The organism is Planctomycetota bacterium, from assembly GCA_039182125.1.
GTDB lineage: Bacteria > Planctomycetota > Phycisphaerae > Tepidisphaerales > Tepidisphaeraceae > JBCDCH01.
In genome coordinates, this window is the sequence record JBCDCH010000044.1 from 16,001 (window position 1) to 33,885 (window position 17,885).

Here is a 17,885-nt window from a genome sequence, read left to right on the forward strand (position 1 = left end):
GACACGTTTTACCGCGCCCTCCGCCCGCTCACACCCCTTGCCCCGGCTCCTGTCACGCAGCGACACGCGTTATCACAACATCTGACGTTCCAACGTCGACGCGACATGCGGTACTCTTTATTTATGAGGAGCTCCATGAAATCACTTTTCGCTACCGCCTGCGCACTGCTGCTGGCCACAACCGCTTACAACGTGAACGCAGAGGAACACAACCCCGCCGGGCCGTCGGTTGTCGAGATTCAACAAACCGACGACGGTTGGCAGCTGATCCGTAACGGCGAGCCGTTTTACATCAAGGGCATGGGCGGCACCGGCAACCGCATGGGTGACCTCGCGGCCATCGGCGGCAACGCGCTACGTACCTGGGGCGTCGGGCCCAACACGGGTAAGCTGCTCGACGACGCGCACGCCAACGGGATCGCCGTCATCCTCAACATCTGGCTTCCCCACTCGCGCGGCGAAAACCCTGAGGAGGTCTACACCGACCCGCAGCTTCTCGATCGCCTTCGCAACGAAACACGCAGCGCCGTCGAAGCCCACAAGAACCACCCGGCCCTGCTCGCGTGGTCGCTGGGCAACGAATCCGAAGCCGAGAACGTTCACCCAGCAGAGTACTGGGCTTTCCTCGAAGAACTTGCCGCGCTAGTGCAAGACCTTGATCCGAACCATCCGGTGATGACCACCACCAGCGAACTTGCCCGCCCTGATGAACCGTTCGGCCAGCGCATCCGCGAAAACTGTCCGTCGATCGACATCTGGGGCATCAATAGTTATGGCGGCATGTTTAGCATCAGCCAGCGCCTCGCCGAGCAGCGCGAGACCGGCTGGAATGGCCCGCACATCATCATGGAGTTCGGGCCGTTGGGCCAATGGGAAGTACCCAAGAAGTTCGACGTCGCCCCCATCGAACAATCATCCACCGAGAAAGCCCTACAAGTCGCGCAGCTCTGGAACGACCAAATCGTCGGCGACCCCAACTGCCTAGGCGGCTTCGGCTTCCTTTGGGGACAGAAGCAGGAAGAAACCCACACATGGTTCGGCATCTTCGTCGAGACGCGACCCACCGGCATCTTCGACACCTACCAACGCCTGTGGACCGGCAGTTGGCCCGACGATCGCGCGCCCTCGATCCTCGACATCACGCCGAACTTCGACGAGCCCATCGCACCGGGCAGCACGCACCAAGCGGAGGTCACCGCCTTCGACCCAGAGGGCAAGACGCTCAAGTTCGGCTGGCACCTCGAACTCCGCCAGCCCAACGCCCTGAGCTACGGGAAGTCCGAAAAGCGCCCGCAAGACCTCTCGACGCTACTCCATTACGACGGTGACGCGGTGACGATGACCGCGCCGAGCGAACCGGGCGTGTACCGCCTGTTCATCCTCGTCGAGGATCCCGGCGGCAAGGTTGCCACCGCGAACACGATCTTCAAGGTCGAGTAGCTTGACGACACGTCCCGCAAGGGTCAGGCGTAGATCCATCCCTCACGTGCCGCACGCTCATGGCCGGCCACCTCGTCGTGGTCGGCCGTTTTGTAGCCATGCCAACTGCCGACCGCCGCGATGATGGCGTCGAGTGCATCGCCGCCAGGATCGGTCATCGCCTTGCGGCGTTGGTGCGGCGGGATATCGATCAGACCCTTGAGCCCGGCGAAAATCGCACGGCGTGTCGCGCGGCGTTTATCGTCGACCGGCTTGCCGCCCGGCTGTTTGTAGTTCTGGTGCGGCAGATCAAGACGCTTGAGCGTGCTGCTCGGGCAGGTTTCGACGACGATCCGATCGGCTGGGGTTGCCGGTTCGAACGGCAGAATAGCCGTCCTCGGCGTGCCGCGCAGCGGACGCAGAACATCACGCATGCCGTGAAATGTCTGGTAGATGATGCGGTAGTGATAGCAGTCGAACGGGGTTTTCGTGAGCACGTCGGTGGTGCGGCGGACGTGCCCCTTGCCCTGCTCGGCGAGGCTCCGCTTGTAAAGCATCCGGCCGTATTCCTGGGCACCGTCTTCCCATGCGGCGATGGCGGCGAGCTGCGCGGGCCAACCGTCCGAAGCCATTTCGACTGGTAGACCGAACGGAAAGTCCATGCCCCACAACGCACGTTGCGACTCTGCAATCACATCGACCAGATGCGCTAGCGCCGGGTCACGATCACGCGTTCCGGCGAGGGTTTCGAGACGCTGCAACGCGCGGAGCTTGAGTCGCGGACCGACCTCGGCCGTTGCGAGCCAGATCGCTCGGCCGGCATGTTTGCCGCCCGAAAAATCAACGCCGACGACCGTTTCGACCTTCATGACGGTGCCATCCAGAGCCAAAACCCTCCAGCCGCCAACAGCACCAACAACAACGCCCGCACGAAGAACATTCGCTGATCGAACCGTCGTGCCCTGCCCGAGTCGCTGGCGATTTCCTGGACGGCGTCCATACGTTGACGAATTGTGCCGTGCATGAAACTGCCGGCGTGGCCAAGCAACCACGCCACGGTTCCGGTCGGCGTCGCCCGCAGCGGCGGCACCGTCATCGGCATGCCGTTGATCTGTGCCACACGCCGCAGCGCGGTCGAGAAAACCATCGCTCCCATGACTTCCGGCGCATCGGGCTCGCGTGTGACGTTGCGGGCGGCGAAGACATCGGCCTGCTGCTCAAACTGCCGCGAGAGCAAGCCAAGCAGGAAAAGGAAGGACGCGATCGTGACACCCACGATGGCGAACGCAATCGCATCGCCGCCGTCGACCCACACGCTCCGCAGCCACCGCTCGGCATCGGTCCCCGGCCCGGCGAGGATCAGCATCAACACCGCGACGAACACGACATACCACACCATATGACGATGCCGAACATGCCCGACTTCGTGGGCAAACACCGCCTCGATCTGGCGATCGGTCATCGTTTCGATCAACAGATCACTCAACAGCACGTACCGTACCTGCGGGAACAGGCCCATGACCGCCGCATTGGCGACGGCGTTGTCGGTGTGCCAGATCAGGATGTCGCGGAACTTCAGACCGGTCTTGCGTGCGACGTGTTCAAGTCGGTCACGCAACGGGCCTTCGGCCATCGACGACGTCGGCAAGACACGACGCAGCAGCACCGGCGCACCTAGAAAGATCACCGCGATACCGCCGAAGCTGATGGCCGTTTCAGCCGTGGGGGTCGCGGTGTCGATCCCCGACCGCTCGAGCAACCACACGGCCGCGTCACGCAACAACAGCACGCCGCCGACCGGCACCATCGCGAACAGCACCCCCACCCGCATCTGACCCGACACGTAACCCCAGAGCGTTGGCGGCTTGTGGACCGGCGCTCCGTTGGCCAACCGATCCGCGAGCGACTGCTCCCACATCTGCCGCTCCACCGGAAAACGCGTCGCGTGCAGCGCGGCCCAACACGCGTATGCCGGCAACGTCGCAACGATCGCCGGCAAGGCGGTTCCCGGGAGGCCGAGCCGTTCGATCGCGGCGGGGAAGCCGAGTTGGTAGAGCCCGAACACGAACCAAGCCACGCTCAGCCCGCGCGCGATGGACATGCCCCTTCGTGCCGAACCGGTCGCGCCCCAACCGCCGTCACGCCGACCGAGCAAGACCCGCACGAGCCCCCAGTACATCAAGACGATCAGGGCAAAACCACTCAGAAACATACCCGTATCGACCGCGCCGTACGCCGACTCACGCTCCGGCATCGTCAGCCAGAAGATGATCGGCAGAAGGACGAGGAGGCGCGTCATGGGTCAGGGCTTGCGGATGAGCCGGCACCATGCCGGACACGGCCGGGGAGAGTGTAACGCAAGATCACAACGCATGACCCATTCGGTCGCGTTTGGTTTTGAGGTACGCCGCGTTGTGCTTGTTCTCGGGCGCGGCGACCGGCAGTTGCTCGACGATCTCCAAGCCGAAGCCGTCGATGCCGTGGATCTTCTTGGGGTTGTTGGTGAGGATGCGGAGCTTCTTGAGCCCGAGGTCGCGAAGGATCTGCGAGCCGATGCCGTAGTCGCGCTTGTCCGCCGGCAGGCCGAGCTTTTCGTTTGCTTCGATCGTGTCCAGACCCTGCTCCTGGAGCTTGTAGGCGTGGAGCTTGTTCAGCAGACCGATGCCGCGACCTTCCTGGCGGAGGTACAACAACACGCCTTTCCCCTCGGCCTCGATCATCGCCATCGCCTGCGCGAGTTGGTCGCCACAGTCACACCGCCGACTGCCGAAGACGTCGCCCGTCAGGCATTCGCTATGCACCCGCACCAGCGTCGGCTCGCCATCGGTCACGTCGCCTTTAACCAACGCAAGGTGTGGCTCCTGATCGACGTCGGTCGCGAAGGCGTGCAATGTGAAGTTGCCCCAAGCGTTCGGCATCTCCACGGTTTCGACACGGCGGACCAGCGAGTCTTGGCGCAAGCGGTAGCTGATCAGGTCCGCGACCGAGCACATCTTCATGTCGTGCTTCTCGCAGAAGACCTCCAACTCCGGCCGGCGCGCCATCGTGCCGTCGTCGTTCATGATCTCGCAGATGACGGCGGCCGGCCTGAAGCCCGCGAGCCGAGCCAGATCGACCGCACCCTCGGTCTGCCCGGCACGAACGAGAACGCCACCGGTTCGCGCGCGCAGCGGGAAGATGTGCCCCGGCCGCAGCAGGTCGGTCGGCTGCGCGTCGGGCGCGATGGCGACCTGAATCGTTCGGCTGCGATCGTGTGCGCTCACGCCGGTGGTCACGCCGAACTTCGGATGGGCATCGACGCTCACGGTAAACGCGGTGCCGAGCTGGGCCGTGTTGCGGTGGGCCTGCGGCTCGAGTTGAAGCTGATCACAGGCCTCGCCGGTGAGCGAAAGACAGATCAAGCCGCGCGCGTCGCGGGCCATGAAGTTCACGGCCTCGGGCGTGGCGTGTTCGGCAACCGCCACCAAGTCCCCCTCGTTCTCGCGCGACTCGTCGTCGACCAGAACGATCATCTTGCCGGCACGCAACTCGTCGAGAATCTCCGGAATGGGGGAAAGCGGCATGATTGATCGTATGCAACGACTGGCGCAGATCGTTTCAAACTGCTGCGGCGACGAGCCGAGGAAATCGTCAAAGGTCGATGCGATAGCGTGCTTTACGCTTCTCCCCGGCCCGATAAAGTGGGTGCGCCTTGGGCACGTCGACGATCTCGAGAAACTCGCCGCCGAGCTTTTCGATGGTGCGACGGCTCGGCGCGTTCTCCGGGTTGGCGGTGATGAACAACGTCTGCATGCCTGCCGATCGAGCGACCGGCAGGATCAGCCGAACCGACCGCTCGGCATAATTGCGACCCCGCGCGGGCTTGTGAACGTGGTAGCCGACGTGACCCGCGTACATCCGCAGGTCTTCGTTGTCACCGATCCGCAGACCGACGGCACCGGCGATCGGGACAGGGTCGTCGTTTTGAAGCCGCATCAGAAAGTGCAACGCCGGCACCGTCCCCGCGAGCCAGTTGGCCTTCTCGACACCGCCCGGCGCCCGGGCCAGCAGGTCGGCCATCCGCGCCCTTGTCACCTCGGTGGGCGTATCCGGATCGCTCGCGGCCATCGGCTCAATCAAGGTCGCGGTCGGCGGGGCAAGCACCAACTCGCGGTCCACCAACGGCTCGGTCGGCCACCTCAGCGTGGAGCGCGACGCGAACAATCGGTGGAGCAAACCCATCGGCCGATCCTACGAGCTTGGCGGAGACGTTCGAGGCGATTTCGCACGGCATCCACCTGGCGCTACTCGCCCTTGGTGAACAGTCGCAACTGATTCGGGTTGGCGATATCGCCGTATCCGTCGGGCGAATCGCTCTCGACGTAGCTTTGGTGCAGCGTGACCGCTTTGCCCTTCTTGCCGCGGATGCGGATGTTGAGCATCTCCAGCGTGAAGGCGAACGCCATTGCGAAGTAAATGTAGCCCTTGGGCACATGCACCTCGAACGCCTCGACCAACAGCATCACGCCGATGAGAATCAAGAACGCCAGAGCGAGTAGCTTCATCGATGGATGCTTCTCGACGAATCGGCTGATCGGCTGCGCGAACGTGATCATGACGATCACCGCGATGACGACGGCGATGACCATGACCTCGATATGCTGCGCGATACCGACGGCGGTGATGACACTGTCGACGCTGAACACCGCGTCGAGCAAGAGGATTTGAACGATGATCGCACCGAAGCTCGCCACGGCCTTGCCGGCCGACGGACCGTGGGCATGGCCTTCGAGTTTATCGTGAATCTCGAACGACGCCTTGCCGACGAGGAACGCGCCGCCGAGGAACAGGATCAGCTCCTTGCCGGTGATCCCAAGCGGTCCGTGCGGCGTTGCGTGAGCCGTGTCGGCTGCGCCGTTGAAGAGCTTGCCGAACACATCGGCCAGAAACTCCGGCATCGGGATCGTGAACAGCGCGGTCTTGTCGAGCGACAGCACCCATGTCGCAGCGAACAGCAACGCGATCCGCATGAGCATCGCGAGACCGAGCCCGATGTACCACGCCTTCTTTCGCTGGCTCTCGGGCAGCTTGCCGGTGAGGATTGCGATGAACACGACGTTGTCGATCCCGAGCACGACTTCCAGCAACGTCAGTGTCAGCAGCGACACCAGCGCGGCGGTGGAAAAAAGCTCGTAGGACCCGGCAACGGTTTCCGAGGCGGCAAGCAGTTCGAACACGGTTTGGTTGTACCCGGCACCGCGTCAACTGCAAACGACGCCGAAAACCACAACGCAAGGAAGCCGCGGTTTAATCAACCGCGGCTTCCTCGGGAAATGCAATGAACTTACTGCCCGATGATGATCTGTTTGGCTTGTTCGGCCGGCAGGTTCAGGGCACCGTACGCCTTCGCGGCCGCGGTGCGAACTTCGAGGTTGGGCTCGGAAACGACCGTACCACGCAGGGCGTTGACGGCGTCACCGCTGAGCTTGTTGCCGAAGTTGCGGGCATTCTTGGCCAGTGCTTCGTAGAGGCCTGACCGAACGTCCGCGTCCGCGCCGGTCTCGCCGGCACTGCTGGCGAGGGCGAGTTGCGCGTCGGCGTCGTCGAGGCCACCGAGCACATCCGCGGCGAGCAGCACGACGGCCTCACGCTCGTCATCAAGCGCGTCGAGCAGTGGCCCCTTGGCCGGGGCGAGGTTGAAGACGTTCGATTGCGATTCAGAGATGTCCTTGAGCAGTTCGCCGGCGCGGAGGCTGTACTCGGTGGCCAGTTGCTCGTCGAGCGGCAACGAGCCGGCTGCGGCGCGGCCTTCCTCGATCGCCGCCGCGAGGCCTGCTCCGCCCTCGGCGGTCGTCGTTGTCATCAGCGGGTTGTCCTCGGCATCGGCCGCGTAGCTCGACTGCGGATTGGCGAGGATGATGCGGGCACTGCCGGCAGTCTTGTCGCTGGCGTTGAGGAAGGTCAGCAGGCGGTCGATCTCGCCAGCCGGAATGTTGACGTCATCCACGGCCAGCACGGCATCCACGGCCGCGAGGCCCTGCGCCGTTTGCACCGCTTCGCTCGCGCTGGTCACGCCGGCAACCTGATAGCCCTGACCACGCAAGTCCTCGGCCATCGCGTTGACCATGTCACGATTGGGGCCGAGTACCACCAACTGGGGCTGGCCCGTCTGGCTCAACGCTTCGCCCAGGAGCGGAACGACCTGTGAACTGTTCTCGAAATCGCTGCTCGGAAGCGCGCCCGCAAGTGCCATGGCGGCTTCGAAGCGAACACGGCGGTCGGGGTAGCTCATCGCATCGATCAGCGGGGCCGATTCGGCCGAGCCGGACAATGCCGTGTCGCCGAGCGTCGACTGGAGCGACTCGATCGCGGACAGCGCGACCGCCGGTTTCTTGTCGGCCAACGCACGGGCGAGTGCCCGGCTGGTGTACTTCGAGCCAGCGGTGACGCCGTAGTACTGGACGCCGGGATCATCGGCCGGGCGGGAGGCGTCGGTGCCGTCACCGAGTTCGGCGGCCCGCTTGTAGTTCGCCGCGATCCACAACGAGAGCGCGTCGTCCATGGACTTACCGGCTTCGAGTGCCGACGCCGAAGCACGCATCGCCATGATCTCGTTGAAGATCACCGGCGGCACGCGCTCAGCCGACAAACGGTTGTCGGTGTAACTCCAGACAAACGCCTCGGGGTAACGGCTGTCGGCGGTGATGCTGGAACGGTCGTAGTAGAGCCGCTCGGCGAGTTGGTAGAAGAGATCGCCGGCCGAGCCGGACACGCCGAGCTCGGCGAGGGCTTCGTTGGCGGCTTCCTTGGCCGAGGGGGCGGCGTCGGATTCGGCCACCGCTTTGAGATACGGCGCGGCGTCGCCGTAGCCGATGTCACCCAACGCACTCACGACATCAGTCAGAAGGTTCGCATCATCGGTCTGCGTCGCGGCGACCAGCGGGTTGAGCACGAGCCGACCCATGTCACGCAACGCACGGCGGATCGGATTGTGAAACTCGCTGCGGTCAGGATCGCCGAGGTACTGGAGCATCAGCGGCACCGCGAGCTCGCCGGAGGTCCGCAGGTTCTGCAGGCCGTTGCGGTAACCGAACTCGTTGACGGCGAGCCGCTCGATCTGCCGACGAATCTCGGCCGGATCGGAAGCGACCGCCTGCCGGCCTTCGTTGATGACCTCGACAAGTCGGCTGGTCACGTCGACCATCTCCGCATCGTCGACGCCCTGCCAGACGGCAAGCCACTGGTCGAGCTGATCGCCACGAGCGGCGGCGGCATCGCGGAAAGCCTTGAGCACGGCCGCCGGCTCACCGCCCATGTCGAGAACTGCGGTGCCCTTGGCGACGGCAAGGTCGTAGCGGCCGAGCTTGCCGAAGTGGAAGAAGTCTTCGACGCCCTGAGCGAGTTCTTCGCTGGGCTCGGCCATGGCCGGACCGTCCTGCGCGAAGGCGGGCGCGGCGTAAGCAACGGGCATGGCAAGGGCCACGGCAAGGGCGGCACGACGCAACAACGGGGATACTTCGGTTCGATTCATGGGATCAGGCCTCCGCGGACGCGGGAATGGGGTGGGCAATGCATCATCGACCGGGAGGCGTCCGTGTCAAGAAAGCCGGACGAAACACACCGACGGCCGATCCACACCACCCGTGGTGCACCATCGGTCGGGCGGGACTACCATCGCCACCCATGGACGCAGAAACCCGTGCACAGCTGGAACGCAACTCGCTGGCGATGGCCTTGGCCGAGACGCCGGCATTTCTGGCCCGCCACGGCACCAAAATTCTCATCGGGCTCTGCGTCCTGCTGCTGATCATCACGCTCGTCCAACGCCGCAACCGTGCGGCGAGTTCCCAGGCACAGAATCAGGTGATCTACCTGAGCAACGCCCGCGAGATGGTCCAACGCCTCACCCGGCTGCCGGATATCGTCGTCGATGACAACGATCGCACCAACCGTGTCGCGATGGCCACCGACGCCGTCACCGCGTTGGACGCGCTCCGGGACGACGGCGACGACGCCGCGAAAATCGAGGCATTGCTCATCCGGGGTGATCTGTACCGACAGCTCAGCCGTCAGCCCAAGCTCGGCGACGCGTTCAACGAGCCGGCGGTGTACGGCGAGTTGGCCATCCAGTCCTACCTCGCCGTCCTTGCCGACGCCGGTTCCGAGACGGGCCCACAAGCCCAGCAGCGGATCTCAGCCCGCATGGGACTCGCTGCCGCGTATGAAGATGCCGGCATGCTCGACAAAGCCGACGAGCAGTACGCCGCCATCCAGGAAGAGTCCGCCGCGACGGGTTATCAGCGGCTCATCGCCGAGCAGCGCGTGGAGATGAACGCCGAACTGACCGGCGGCCGCCCGATGCCCGCGCCCAACTTCCTGAGCCCGACCACGCAGCCGGCCGAAGTCGACGAGCCAATGCTCGGCGAGTTCGGCATGCCGGACGAGTAACATCCGGCCCGTGAGCCACGCCGAAGACATCCCGGACGACAACGACAGCCCGGTCGATGACGAGGACTATGCCGCCCCGCGGGAGTTCGAATGGCGTGTCGGCAAGGATCTCGACCGCCGACTCGATCAGTACATCGTCGACCGCGTCGGTTACCTGAGCCGGGCAGAGGTTCAGCGTTGTTTCAAGGAAGGCTGCGTCACGATCAACGGCCGAAAGGCCAAGGCGTCGAACCACGCCAAGGACGGCGACATGGTCCGCATGACCGCCCCGCCGCCGAAAGTTTCCCAGCTACGCCCCGAGCCGATCCCGCTCGATGTCGTCTACGAAGACGATCATATGATGGCCCTCAACAAGCAGGCGGACCTGATCATCCACCCCGCCCGCGGCGTCTGGACCGGAACCCTCGTCAACGGCCTGCTCCATTACGGCAAGCGCTGGTCTCACGTCAACGGCGAACGCCGGCCGGGCATCCTGCACCGCCTCGACCGACACACCACCGGCATCATCCTCGTCGCCAAGTCTGACGAGGCCCACTGGCGGCTCGCCCGACAGTTCGAACGCCGCACGATGCAGAAGACCTACCGCGCCATCGTCCACGGCATCCCGCAGCTCAAGGCCGACGTCATCGACAAGCCGATCGGCAAGGACAACACCGTCCGCGAGCGGCAGGCGATCGTCTCGGAGAAAAACGGCGGCAAGCCGGCAACGACGACCTACCAAGTCGAAGCCACCCTCGACGCCAAGTCCGACGATGTGACTTGGAGCTTCGGCGACCATCCCAACGACCGCTTCCACCGCCAACCGCCGCCGGGGATCTCGCTGGTCAAGCTCATGCCCAAGACCGGCCGGACGCACCAGCTTCGCATCCACATGGCCAGCGTCCTCCACCCGCTCGTCGGCGACACGATGTACGGCGGACAGAAGGCGGTGCAAGGCGACCCGGACAGCGGGGGCTGGACCTTCGGCAGGCAGGCCCTGCACGCCCACGGCATCACGTTCGTTCACCCGATCAGCCTGAAAGAGATGACGCTCTTCGCGCCCCTGCCGGCCGATTTTCGCGAACTGTGGCAGCACCTCGGCGGCGACCCCGCGGAGCTGCCCGAAGGCTGAGCGGCTTCGGGGGAATGCCACCCCCGAGAATTTCCAAAACAACTTTCTTCCTCATGCGTTGTATGATGGAAGGAACTTCCCCCACCGAAGGATGTCCAACATGTTGAACCTGATGCCGTCCACCCTCGCTTTGTTCTCCCTCGGCCCTGCCGAGATGATCGCCCTCGCCGGGCTCGGCTTGCTACTTTTCGGCAAGCGTTTGCCCGAAGTAGGCCGTGGCGTCGGCCAAGCGATCGTGCAGTTCAAGAAGGGTCTCAAGGACGTCGAGGACGACGTCAACGACGCGTCGAAAAAGGCCGCCCTGACCGACGAGGACAAGCCCAAAGCCGCCCTCGACGCCTAGAACACTTCACGGAGCCCGCCATGCGTGCATTGCCGATCCTGCTGCTCGTCCTTCTCGTCGCCGCGGCCGACCTGACGGTCAAGCAAGCGCTGCAACGACGCATCCCGCGGGTCGAACTCGTCGATGTGCCGGTCAACGAAGCCATCGACTTCTACCGCGATGTGACCGGGCTCAACGTCGTGGTCAACTGGAACGCGATCGAACTCATCGGCATCGACCGCAACACCCCGGTGACGCTCAAAGTAAGCAACGTCACCTCACGCCAGATGCTCAACCTCATCCTCCGCGATGCGGGTCAGGGCGAGCTTGCTTATCTGATCGACGACAACGTCATCACCGTCACCACACGCGAGCAAGCGTCGCGGACGATGGTGACCAAGGTCTACGACATCCGCGACCTGATCATGCCGGTGCCGAACTTCACGCCTGACTTCGACATTGGCGACTTCGGCGGCGGCGGTGGCGGTTTCGGAGGGGGAGGCGACTTCGGTGACAACGGCGAGGAGATGTCTCCCGAGGACATGGCCGAACTCATCATCGACATCATCCGCGAGACCGTCCGCCCCGACGTCTGGCAGGAAAACGGCGGCTTCGCCTCCATCCGCTACTTCGACGGCACCCTCATCATCACCGCCCCGCAGGACGTCCACGAGCTGATCGGCGGTTGAGGGTGATCGCCGCTAACTCGACATCACGCGCGAGATGTTGAACACCGGCAACAGCATCGCCATCGCCACGCCACCAATGAGCGCGCCCATGCCGACAATCATGGCCGGTTCGATGTAACGAGTGAGTTGGGCGATTCGTTCCTTGAGTTGTTCCTCGCTCGACTCGGCGATGTGTTCGAGCACGACGCCGAGCTTGCCGCCAACTTCACCCGCTTTGACCATTTCCGCCACCCCCGCCGGTACGAGCGGGTGTCGGGTCAGCGGCGCACTGAAGGCCGCGCCCTGTTCGATCTCGTCGTGGGTCTTGTCCCACAGTTGCTGGAATTTCGTGTTCTCGGTCAGGTCACGAGCCATGCCAACGCACTCGAGCAGCGGCACACCCGCAGCCGCCGTGGTACCGACCACTCGCAGACCACGCGAGAGGTGCAGGTCGCGAAACATCGGGCCGAGCATGGGTAGCTTCAGTTGCACGCCATGCCAGACCGCTTTGCCGCCGTCACTCTTGAGCCAGACCCACGACAACACTGCCGCGACGATGCTGCCGATCAGCAGCATCAGCCAGTTGCCGACGACGAAGTCGCTCATGCCCATGAGGATCTTGGTCGGACGGGGGAGGGCGGCCTCCTTGCCGGCATAAATCTTGGTGAACCGGGGCAACACGAACGCCAGCAGGAACACGGTCGTGAGGATCGCGAAACTGAACATGATGCTCGGGTACGTCAACGCACCGCGCACCTTCTGCATGATCTCGCGTTCGTTCTTGAGATAGGTCGTTGCACGCCTGAGCATCAACGGCATCATCCCGGCCTTCTCGCTGGCCTTGATCAACGCGATAAACAGGCGGGGGAAACTCCGAGGATGCTGTTCCAGCGCCGATGACAGGTCGGCACCGCAACTCACGCGCTGGGCGATGTCGCCCATGACCTGTTGGGCCTGTGGCCGTTGGAGCTGCGCGCCGACACATTCCAGCGCTTCGGACAACTGCACCCCCGCGTCGAGCATGACCGAAAGCTGGCTGCTGATGTTGATCAGTTCCTGACGCTGAAGCTTGGGCTGCGCGAACTCCGACGTTGGTGCGGCGGCCGGTTTGGCCGGTGTGGCTTCGGCCACCTTGACCGGCTTGGTCGGTTTGCCGAACTGCCCGCTGACGCTGATGCCTGCCATGTCCACCGCATCGGTCCGATCGACCGACAACGCGGGCGCGGTCGTGACGCCCCAGGTCCGAGAACTATGCTTTGCTGCGGGATTGTTCCGACTGTGCGGACGGTGCCGGCTCGACGCGCGAGCGGATCTCGCCGCCAGCGGTTCGGGTGGTCAAGACCGCACCCACATCGGCGTCTCCAGGCCGGCGCACGAGCCGGCCGGCATCGTCGAACGTGATCGAAAAGCCACGCGCCAGGACGGCCTCGGGATCGACGGCAGAGGCGCGGGCGCGCAGCGTGGCGAGATTGCCGCGCAGCCGCTCCGAACGAAGCGCCATCGCATCGGCAAGCCGCTCGGTAAGTCGGGCGGTGTGCTGCCGGCGTAACACCACCGTTGACCGAGGATCGTGGCCCGCCGCCCGGCGTTCGAGCGCGTTGAGCCGATCACGGTCATGTCGCAGCCGGCCCCGCAAAGCCTCGCGCAGCCGTTCCCGGTGATCAGCGAGCCCTTCGCGGCGTCTGGCGAGACGGTTGCGCGGGTGAGCGTTTGCGAGACGCTCACGCAATGAGGCGACCTTGCGCTGCACGTTCCGCAACCGCTCGCGGAGTCGGGCGATGAGTTCGGCTTCGAGTTGGTCGGCCCGCTGACGACGTTGCTCGACAATCTCGGCCGGACGACGGACGACACGATGCCGGGCCACCGGTGCAAGCGCGTTGCGGCGATCGCCAACCGCACGACGGACGGCGACTCGCAGGCGGGTCCGCTGCTGGTCGATCGCGGACGCAATGCCGGCCCAGTGCCGCGTCAAGTACTCGGCGGCAGCGGTGGGCGTGTGGGCGTGGTGGTCGGCGGCGAGGTCGGCGAGCGTCGTGTCGGTCTCGTGGCCGATGCCCGTCACGATCGGGACTCGGCAGGCCGCCACCGCCTGTGCGACCGGCTCCTCGTTGAACGCCCAGAGGTCTTCCAGCGAGCCGCCGCCCCGGCCGAGCAACACCGCGTCGACGTAATGGGCAACGCCTGAAAGTGCTTCCAAAGCCTCCGCGATCTGCACCGCCGCGCCGTTGCCTTGCACCGCGACCGGGTACACCAGCTTGCGAATGTGCGGATGGCGATCGAAGACTTTGAGCACATCCTGGAAGCCGGCCGCCTGTGGGCTGGTCACGATCACGACCACGCGGGGATAGTTCGGTACCGACTGCTTCTGGGCAGGTTCGAACAACCCCTCGGCGGCAAGTTTTTCGCGCAGCTGTCGAAATGCCGCGTCGAGCGCTCCGACGCCAACCGGCTCGAGTGACAACGCCTTGAGCTGGTAGCGACCGAAGCCGGCGTACACGTCGATCTCGCCGGTGGCGACGACCTCCATCCCGTCGGTCGGGCGGAACGGCAGCTTGGCCGCCGCGCCTTTCCACATCACCGCGCTCAGCGACGCGCTGTCGTCCTTGAGATTGAAGTACACGTTGCCGCTGCGGTGGAGTGTGACGTTGCTCGTTTCGCCGCGCACCGCGATGCGTTTCGGGAACGCTTCGCGCAGGGCCGACTTCACCTGCCTGGTCAACTCGCCCACGGTGAGGATGTCATCGCCGAAGAGTTCGGGCATGTCGACAAGCGTACGCGGCTGGGTGATTTGTCTTGCCATCCAGGCGTGTGAATTCGACATCAGTCACATGACGATTTCACCTGCCGCGGGGATGCAGGCGTACAGCGCCTACGCCCGAGAGCAACGGCCGACACTCGCCGCCAATCCGCCCGCCCCCCCGCCACCGCGCGAAACAGTGGCCGAGATGAACGCGAAGTACCAAGCCGCAGCCAAGGAAGTCAGCAACTTCCTCGCGTCGGACCGCGGCAAAGCCCTCGGGGACTTCAGCAGACTCCAATCGCATCTGGGCACGCGATTGGACGTGCAGGCGTAATGGCATAGCGCTTTATGTGCAACGACGCCGCACCTTGAGCAGTTGGTGTGCCCGCAGTGCGGCTTCGCCGCCGTCCCCTGAGAGTGAACGTAGCAGTGGCGGCGGGTTACCCCTGCCAGACCGACTCGTTGAACTTGTCGAGCGCGGTCTTGAGACCGTCGACGATGTCATCGCCGAGTGCCTGCGTTTCGACGAGCTTCTCGCGAACGCTGGCGTGGGACTGGTCGACGTAGGTGAGGAAGCCGTCCTGCCACTCGGAGACCTTTTCGACTTCAACCTTGTCGAGGTAGCCGTTGGTCGCGGCGTAGATGACCATGACCTGCTGCTCGAAGGGCATCGGCTGGTACTGCGGCTGCTTGAGCAGTTCAACCAGACGGGCACCGCGGTCGAGCTTGGCTTGGGTCTTGGGGTCGAGCTCGGTACCGAGCTGGGCGAACGCTTCGAGTTCGCGGTAGGCGGCGAGGTCAAGACGCAGCGAGCCCGCGATCTTCTTCATAGCCTTGGTCTGGGCCGAACCACCCACACGAGACACGGAGATACCCACGTTCACTGCGGGACGCACGCCGGCGAAGAACAGGTCGGGCTCGAGGTAGATCTGACCGTCGGTGATGGAGATGACGTTGGTCGGGATGTAAGCCGATACTTCGCCTTCCTGGGTTTCGATGATCGGCAGCGCGGTGAGCGAGCCGCCGCCGTTGTCGTCGGAGAGTTTGACGGCGCGTTCGAGCAGACGGGAGTGCAGGTAGAACACGTCGCCGGGGAACGCCTCGCGGCCCGGCGGACGACGCAGCAGCAGCGAGAGCTGACGGTAAGCGGCGGCCTGCTTGGTGAGATCGTCGTAAACCACCAGCGTGTGCTCGCCCTTCCACATGAAGTACTCGGCCATCGCGCAACCGGCGTAGGCGGCGATGTACTGCAGCGGGGCCGGGTCGGACGCGCCGGCGGTGATCACCGTCGTGTACTCCATCGCGCCTTCGCGCTTGAGCACGTCGACGACCGAAGCGACCGAAGATTCCTTCTGGCCGATGGCGACGTAGAAGCACTTAACGCCCTTGCCCTTCTGGTTGATGATCGCGTCGAGGGCAACCGCGGTCTTGCCGACTTTGCGGTCGCCGATGATGAGCTCACGCTGGCCGCGGCCGATCGGGATCATCGCGTCAATCGCCTTGATACCCGTGGCGAGCGGCTCGTGCACCGGCTGACGCTTGGCGATGCCGGGCGCGACGATGTCCATCATGCGCGTCTCGGACGACTGGATCTCCGCGCCTCCATCGACGGCCTGACCAAGCGGGTTGACCACGCGACCGACCACGCCCTCACCGACGGGCACCGTCAGCAGCCGGCCGGTCGACTTCACTTCGTCGCCTTCCTTGATGCCGAGGTAGTCGCCGTAGATGACCGCACCGATGGAGTCTTCCTCGAGGTTGAAGACCTGGCCCATGGTGCCGTTGGCGAACTCGAGGAGCTCGCCGGCCATGGCGTTGCGGAGGCCGTAGATGCGGGCGATGCCGTCACCGACTTCGATGACGGTGCCGACCTCGGAGACTTCGAGCTGCTGCTCGAAGCCTTCGATTTCGCGTTTGAGGACGCTGGAGATTTCGGAGACGTTGATGGCCATGTTCTTTGGGGTTGGGAGTACTGTCGGTGGTTCGTGCGGGGTGGGCTTAGCTCTGCTTGAGACGCTTCTTCATGCTGTCGAGTCTCGATCGGACGCTGGCGTCGATGACCTGGTCCTGCACCTTGATCACCATGCCGCCGATGATGTCGGGGTCGACGAACTGGTGGACAACGGCGTCTTTGCCGAGCTTGGCGCTGACCTTGTTTTTCACGTCGGCGATCTGAGCTTCGCCGAGCTGTTGGGCGACGGTGACGTTGACCTCGATCTTGCCGAGCTTCTCGTCGAGGATCGACTCGAAGGCGGCGAGGATGCCGGGCAGGTGTCCGATGCGGCCCTTGCCCTCGACGAGCTTGAGGAAGTTCTGCATCAACGGACTCGCGCTGGCGAAAGTCCGCTGCAGAACGGCGGAGCGTTCCTCTCGGTCGATACCCGGATCGGCGAGGAACTGAGCGAACTTCGGGTTCTCGTCGAGAACCTTCCGCAGCGCATCGACTTCGTCGGCGGTCGGCTGGAGTTGGTCGCGTGACTCGGCCAGCTCGATCAGGGCCTGTGCGTAGGACAGCGCGGCCGGGTCGTGATGTTCGGCGGTGGCGGCCATTTATGCGGTCTCCAGTTGGTCGAGCGCTTCGAGACTTTCCTGAACCAGGCGCTGCTGGTCCTCGGCATTGATCTCGCGGCGAAGAATCTTCTCGGCGACCATCGTCGCGAGAGTGGCGGCTTCGGCACGGACCGACGAGACGGCCGCGACGCGGCTGTCTTCCAGCTCGCGATTGGTGCGGTCCTTGATCGCGTCGGCTTCGGTCTGGGCGTCGGTCTTGGCTTTGGCGACGACGTTCTCGGCGTTCTTCTGCGCCTCGGCCATCAACTCACGAACCTTGGCTTCGGCGGTGGCGAGTTGCTCGGCGTACTCGGCCTGTTTCTTCTCGGCTTCGATGCGAGTCTGCTCGGCGGCGGCGATGTCGTCGCGGATGCGGTCCTCACGTTCCTGCAAACCCTTGGCAATCGGGCCGAACGCGAACTTTCCGAGGATCGCGACCACGACTGTGAACACGATCAAGGTGAACACCGCGGGGATGATCTTCGACGGCACGTCGGTGATCATCTTCGACGGGTCTTCGCCGGCTTCGGCGGCAAGCGCCATGGCCGGCAGCGCGAGGGTCGTAACGGCAACGAAGGGCAAGAGGCGTTTCATGAGGTGGGGTTGGGTCGGAGCCGGGTGCAGTCTGGAGGGAAGGATACCGCCGGG

The 17,885-nt window shown here is 64.4% G+C and carries 17 protein-coding genes; 6 read left to right on the top strand and 11 right to left on the bottom strand.

Annotated features, from left to right (window positions below; translation table 11 throughout):
• Positions 1 to 135: 135 nt before the first annotated feature.
• Positions 136 to 1,440 (top strand): glycoside hydrolase family 2 TIM barrel-domain containing protein, encoded by a 1,305-nt coding sequence (locus AAGD32_12110; protein MEM8874985.1) that lies wholly within the window; start codon positions 136 to 138, stop codon positions 1,438 to 1,440.
• 23 nt (positions 1,441 to 1,463) lie between these two features.
• Here the strand turns inward: AAGD32_12110 and AAGD32_12115 are convergent, their stop codons facing one another.
• The 6 genes from AAGD32_12115 to AAGD32_12140 form a co-directional block, all read right to left on the bottom strand.
• On the bottom strand, positions 1,464 to 2,288 hold the full coding sequence (locus AAGD32_12115; GenBank protein ID MEM8874986.1) for a DUF429 domain-containing protein: 825 nt from the start codon (positions 2,286 to 2,288) through the stop codon (positions 1,464 to 1,466).
• A complete protein-coding gene (locus AAGD32_12120; GenBank protein ID MEM8874987.1) occupies positions 2,285 to 3,718 on the bottom strand; it encodes a M48 family metalloprotease in 1,434 nt (477 codons plus the stop codon). The genes AAGD32_12115 and AAGD32_12120 overlap by 4 nt, the downstream gene beginning before the upstream one ends.
• A gap of 64 nt (positions 3,719 to 3,782) precedes the next feature.
• Positions 3,783 to 4,982 (bottom strand): bifunctional 3,4-dihydroxy-2-butanone-4-phosphate synthase/GTP cyclohydrolase II, encoded by a 1,200-nt coding sequence (locus AAGD32_12125; GenBank protein MEM8874988.1) that lies wholly within the window; start codon positions 4,980 to 4,982, stop codon positions 3,783 to 3,785.
• Between the two features lie 67 nt (positions 4,983 to 5,049).
• The gene (locus AAGD32_12130; GenBank protein ID MEM8874989.1) at positions 5,050 to 5,640 is read right to left on the bottom strand and encodes a GNAT family N-acetyltransferase; all 591 of its coding nucleotides are present in this window, start codon (positions 5,638 to 5,640) and stop codon (positions 5,050 to 5,052) included.
• Between the two features lie 62 nt (positions 5,641 to 5,702).
• Positions 5,703 to 6,635 (bottom strand): TerC family protein, encoded by a 933-nt coding sequence (locus AAGD32_12135; GenBank protein ID MEM8874990.1) that lies wholly within the window; start codon positions 6,633 to 6,635, stop codon positions 5,703 to 5,705.
• Positions 6,636 to 6,742: 107 nt separating this feature from the next.
• Positions 6,743 to 8,929, bottom strand: a complete 2,187-nt coding sequence (locus tag AAGD32_12140; GenBank protein ID MEM8874991.1) for a HEAT repeat domain-containing protein — start codon at positions 8,927 to 8,929, stop codon at positions 6,743 to 6,745.
• Positions 8,930 to 9,081: 152 nt separating this feature from the next.
• Between AAGD32_12140 and AAGD32_12145 the strand changes: the two genes are divergently transcribed.
• From AAGD32_12145 to AAGD32_12160, 4 genes are all read left to right on the top strand, one after another.
• Positions 9,082 to 9,846, top strand: coding sequence for a hypothetical protein (locus AAGD32_12145; protein ID MEM8874992.1), 765 nt, complete (start codon positions 9,082 to 9,084; stop codon positions 9,844 to 9,846).
• A 10-nt stretch (positions 9,847 to 9,856) separates the two neighbouring features.
• Complete coding sequence (locus AAGD32_12150; GenBank protein ID MEM8874993.1) at positions 9,857 to 10,957, top strand: RluA family pseudouridine synthase; 1,101 nt, start codon at positions 9,857 to 9,859, stop codon at positions 10,955 to 10,957.
• A gap of 112 nt (positions 10,958 to 11,069) precedes the next feature.
• On the top strand, positions 11,070 to 11,300 hold the full coding sequence (locus AAGD32_12155; GenBank protein ID MEM8874994.1) for a twin-arginine translocase TatA/TatE family subunit: 231 nt from the start codon (positions 11,070 to 11,072) through the stop codon (positions 11,298 to 11,300).
• A gap of 20 nt (positions 11,301 to 11,320) precedes the next feature.
• The gene (locus tag AAGD32_12160) at positions 11,321 to 11,968 is read left to right on the top strand and encodes a hypothetical protein (protein ID MEM8874995.1); all 648 of its coding nucleotides are present in this window, start codon (positions 11,321 to 11,323) and stop codon (positions 11,966 to 11,968) included.
• 12 nt (positions 11,969 to 11,980) lie between these two features.
• Here the strand turns inward: AAGD32_12160 and AAGD32_12165 are convergent, their stop codons facing one another.
• Together AAGD32_12165 and xseA are read right to left on the bottom strand one after the other, a co-directional pair.
• Positions 11,981 to 13,132, bottom strand: coding sequence for a type II secretion system F family protein (locus tag AAGD32_12165; GenBank protein ID MEM8874996.1), 1,152 nt, complete (start codon positions 13,130 to 13,132; stop codon positions 11,981 to 11,983).
• Positions 13,133 to 13,196: 64 nt separating this feature from the next.
• Positions 13,197 to 14,708: an exodeoxyribonuclease VII large subunit gene (xseA, locus tag AAGD32_12170; protein MEM8874997.1), complete on the bottom strand. Its 1,512-nt coding sequence runs from the start codon at positions 14,706 to 14,708 to the stop codon at positions 13,197 to 13,199.
• On the opposite strand from xseA, the gene AAGD32_12175 reads away from it, so the two are divergent.
• Positions 14,707 to 15,021 carry a hypothetical protein gene (locus tag AAGD32_12175; GenBank protein ID MEM8874998.1) on the top strand — a complete coding sequence of 105 codons (315 nt, stop codon included), beginning with the start codon at positions 14,707 to 14,709 and terminating at the stop codon, positions 15,019 to 15,021. The genes xseA and AAGD32_12175 overlap by 2 nt on opposite strands.
• A gap of 106 nt (positions 15,022 to 15,127) precedes the next feature.
• On the opposite strand, the gene atpA is transcribed toward AAGD32_12175, so the two are convergent.
• The 3 genes from atpA to atpF form a co-directional block, all read right to left on the bottom strand.
• The gene (gene atpA / locus AAGD32_12180; GenBank protein MEM8874999.1) at positions 15,128 to 16,639 is read right to left on the bottom strand and encodes a F0F1 ATP synthase subunit alpha; all 1,512 of its coding nucleotides are present in this window, start codon (positions 16,637 to 16,639) and stop codon (positions 15,128 to 15,130) included.
• Positions 16,640 to 16,685: 46 nt separating this feature from the next.
• Positions 16,686 to 17,237 carry an ATP synthase F1 subunit delta gene (gene atpH, locus AAGD32_12185; protein MEM8875000.1) on the bottom strand — a complete coding sequence of 184 codons (552 nt, stop codon included), beginning with the start codon at positions 17,235 to 17,237 and terminating at the stop codon, positions 16,686 to 16,688.
• On the bottom strand, positions 17,238 to 17,885 hold a 648-nt coding region (gene atpF / locus AAGD32_12190; GenBank protein MEM8875001.1), incomplete at its 5' end, for a F0F1 ATP synthase subunit B.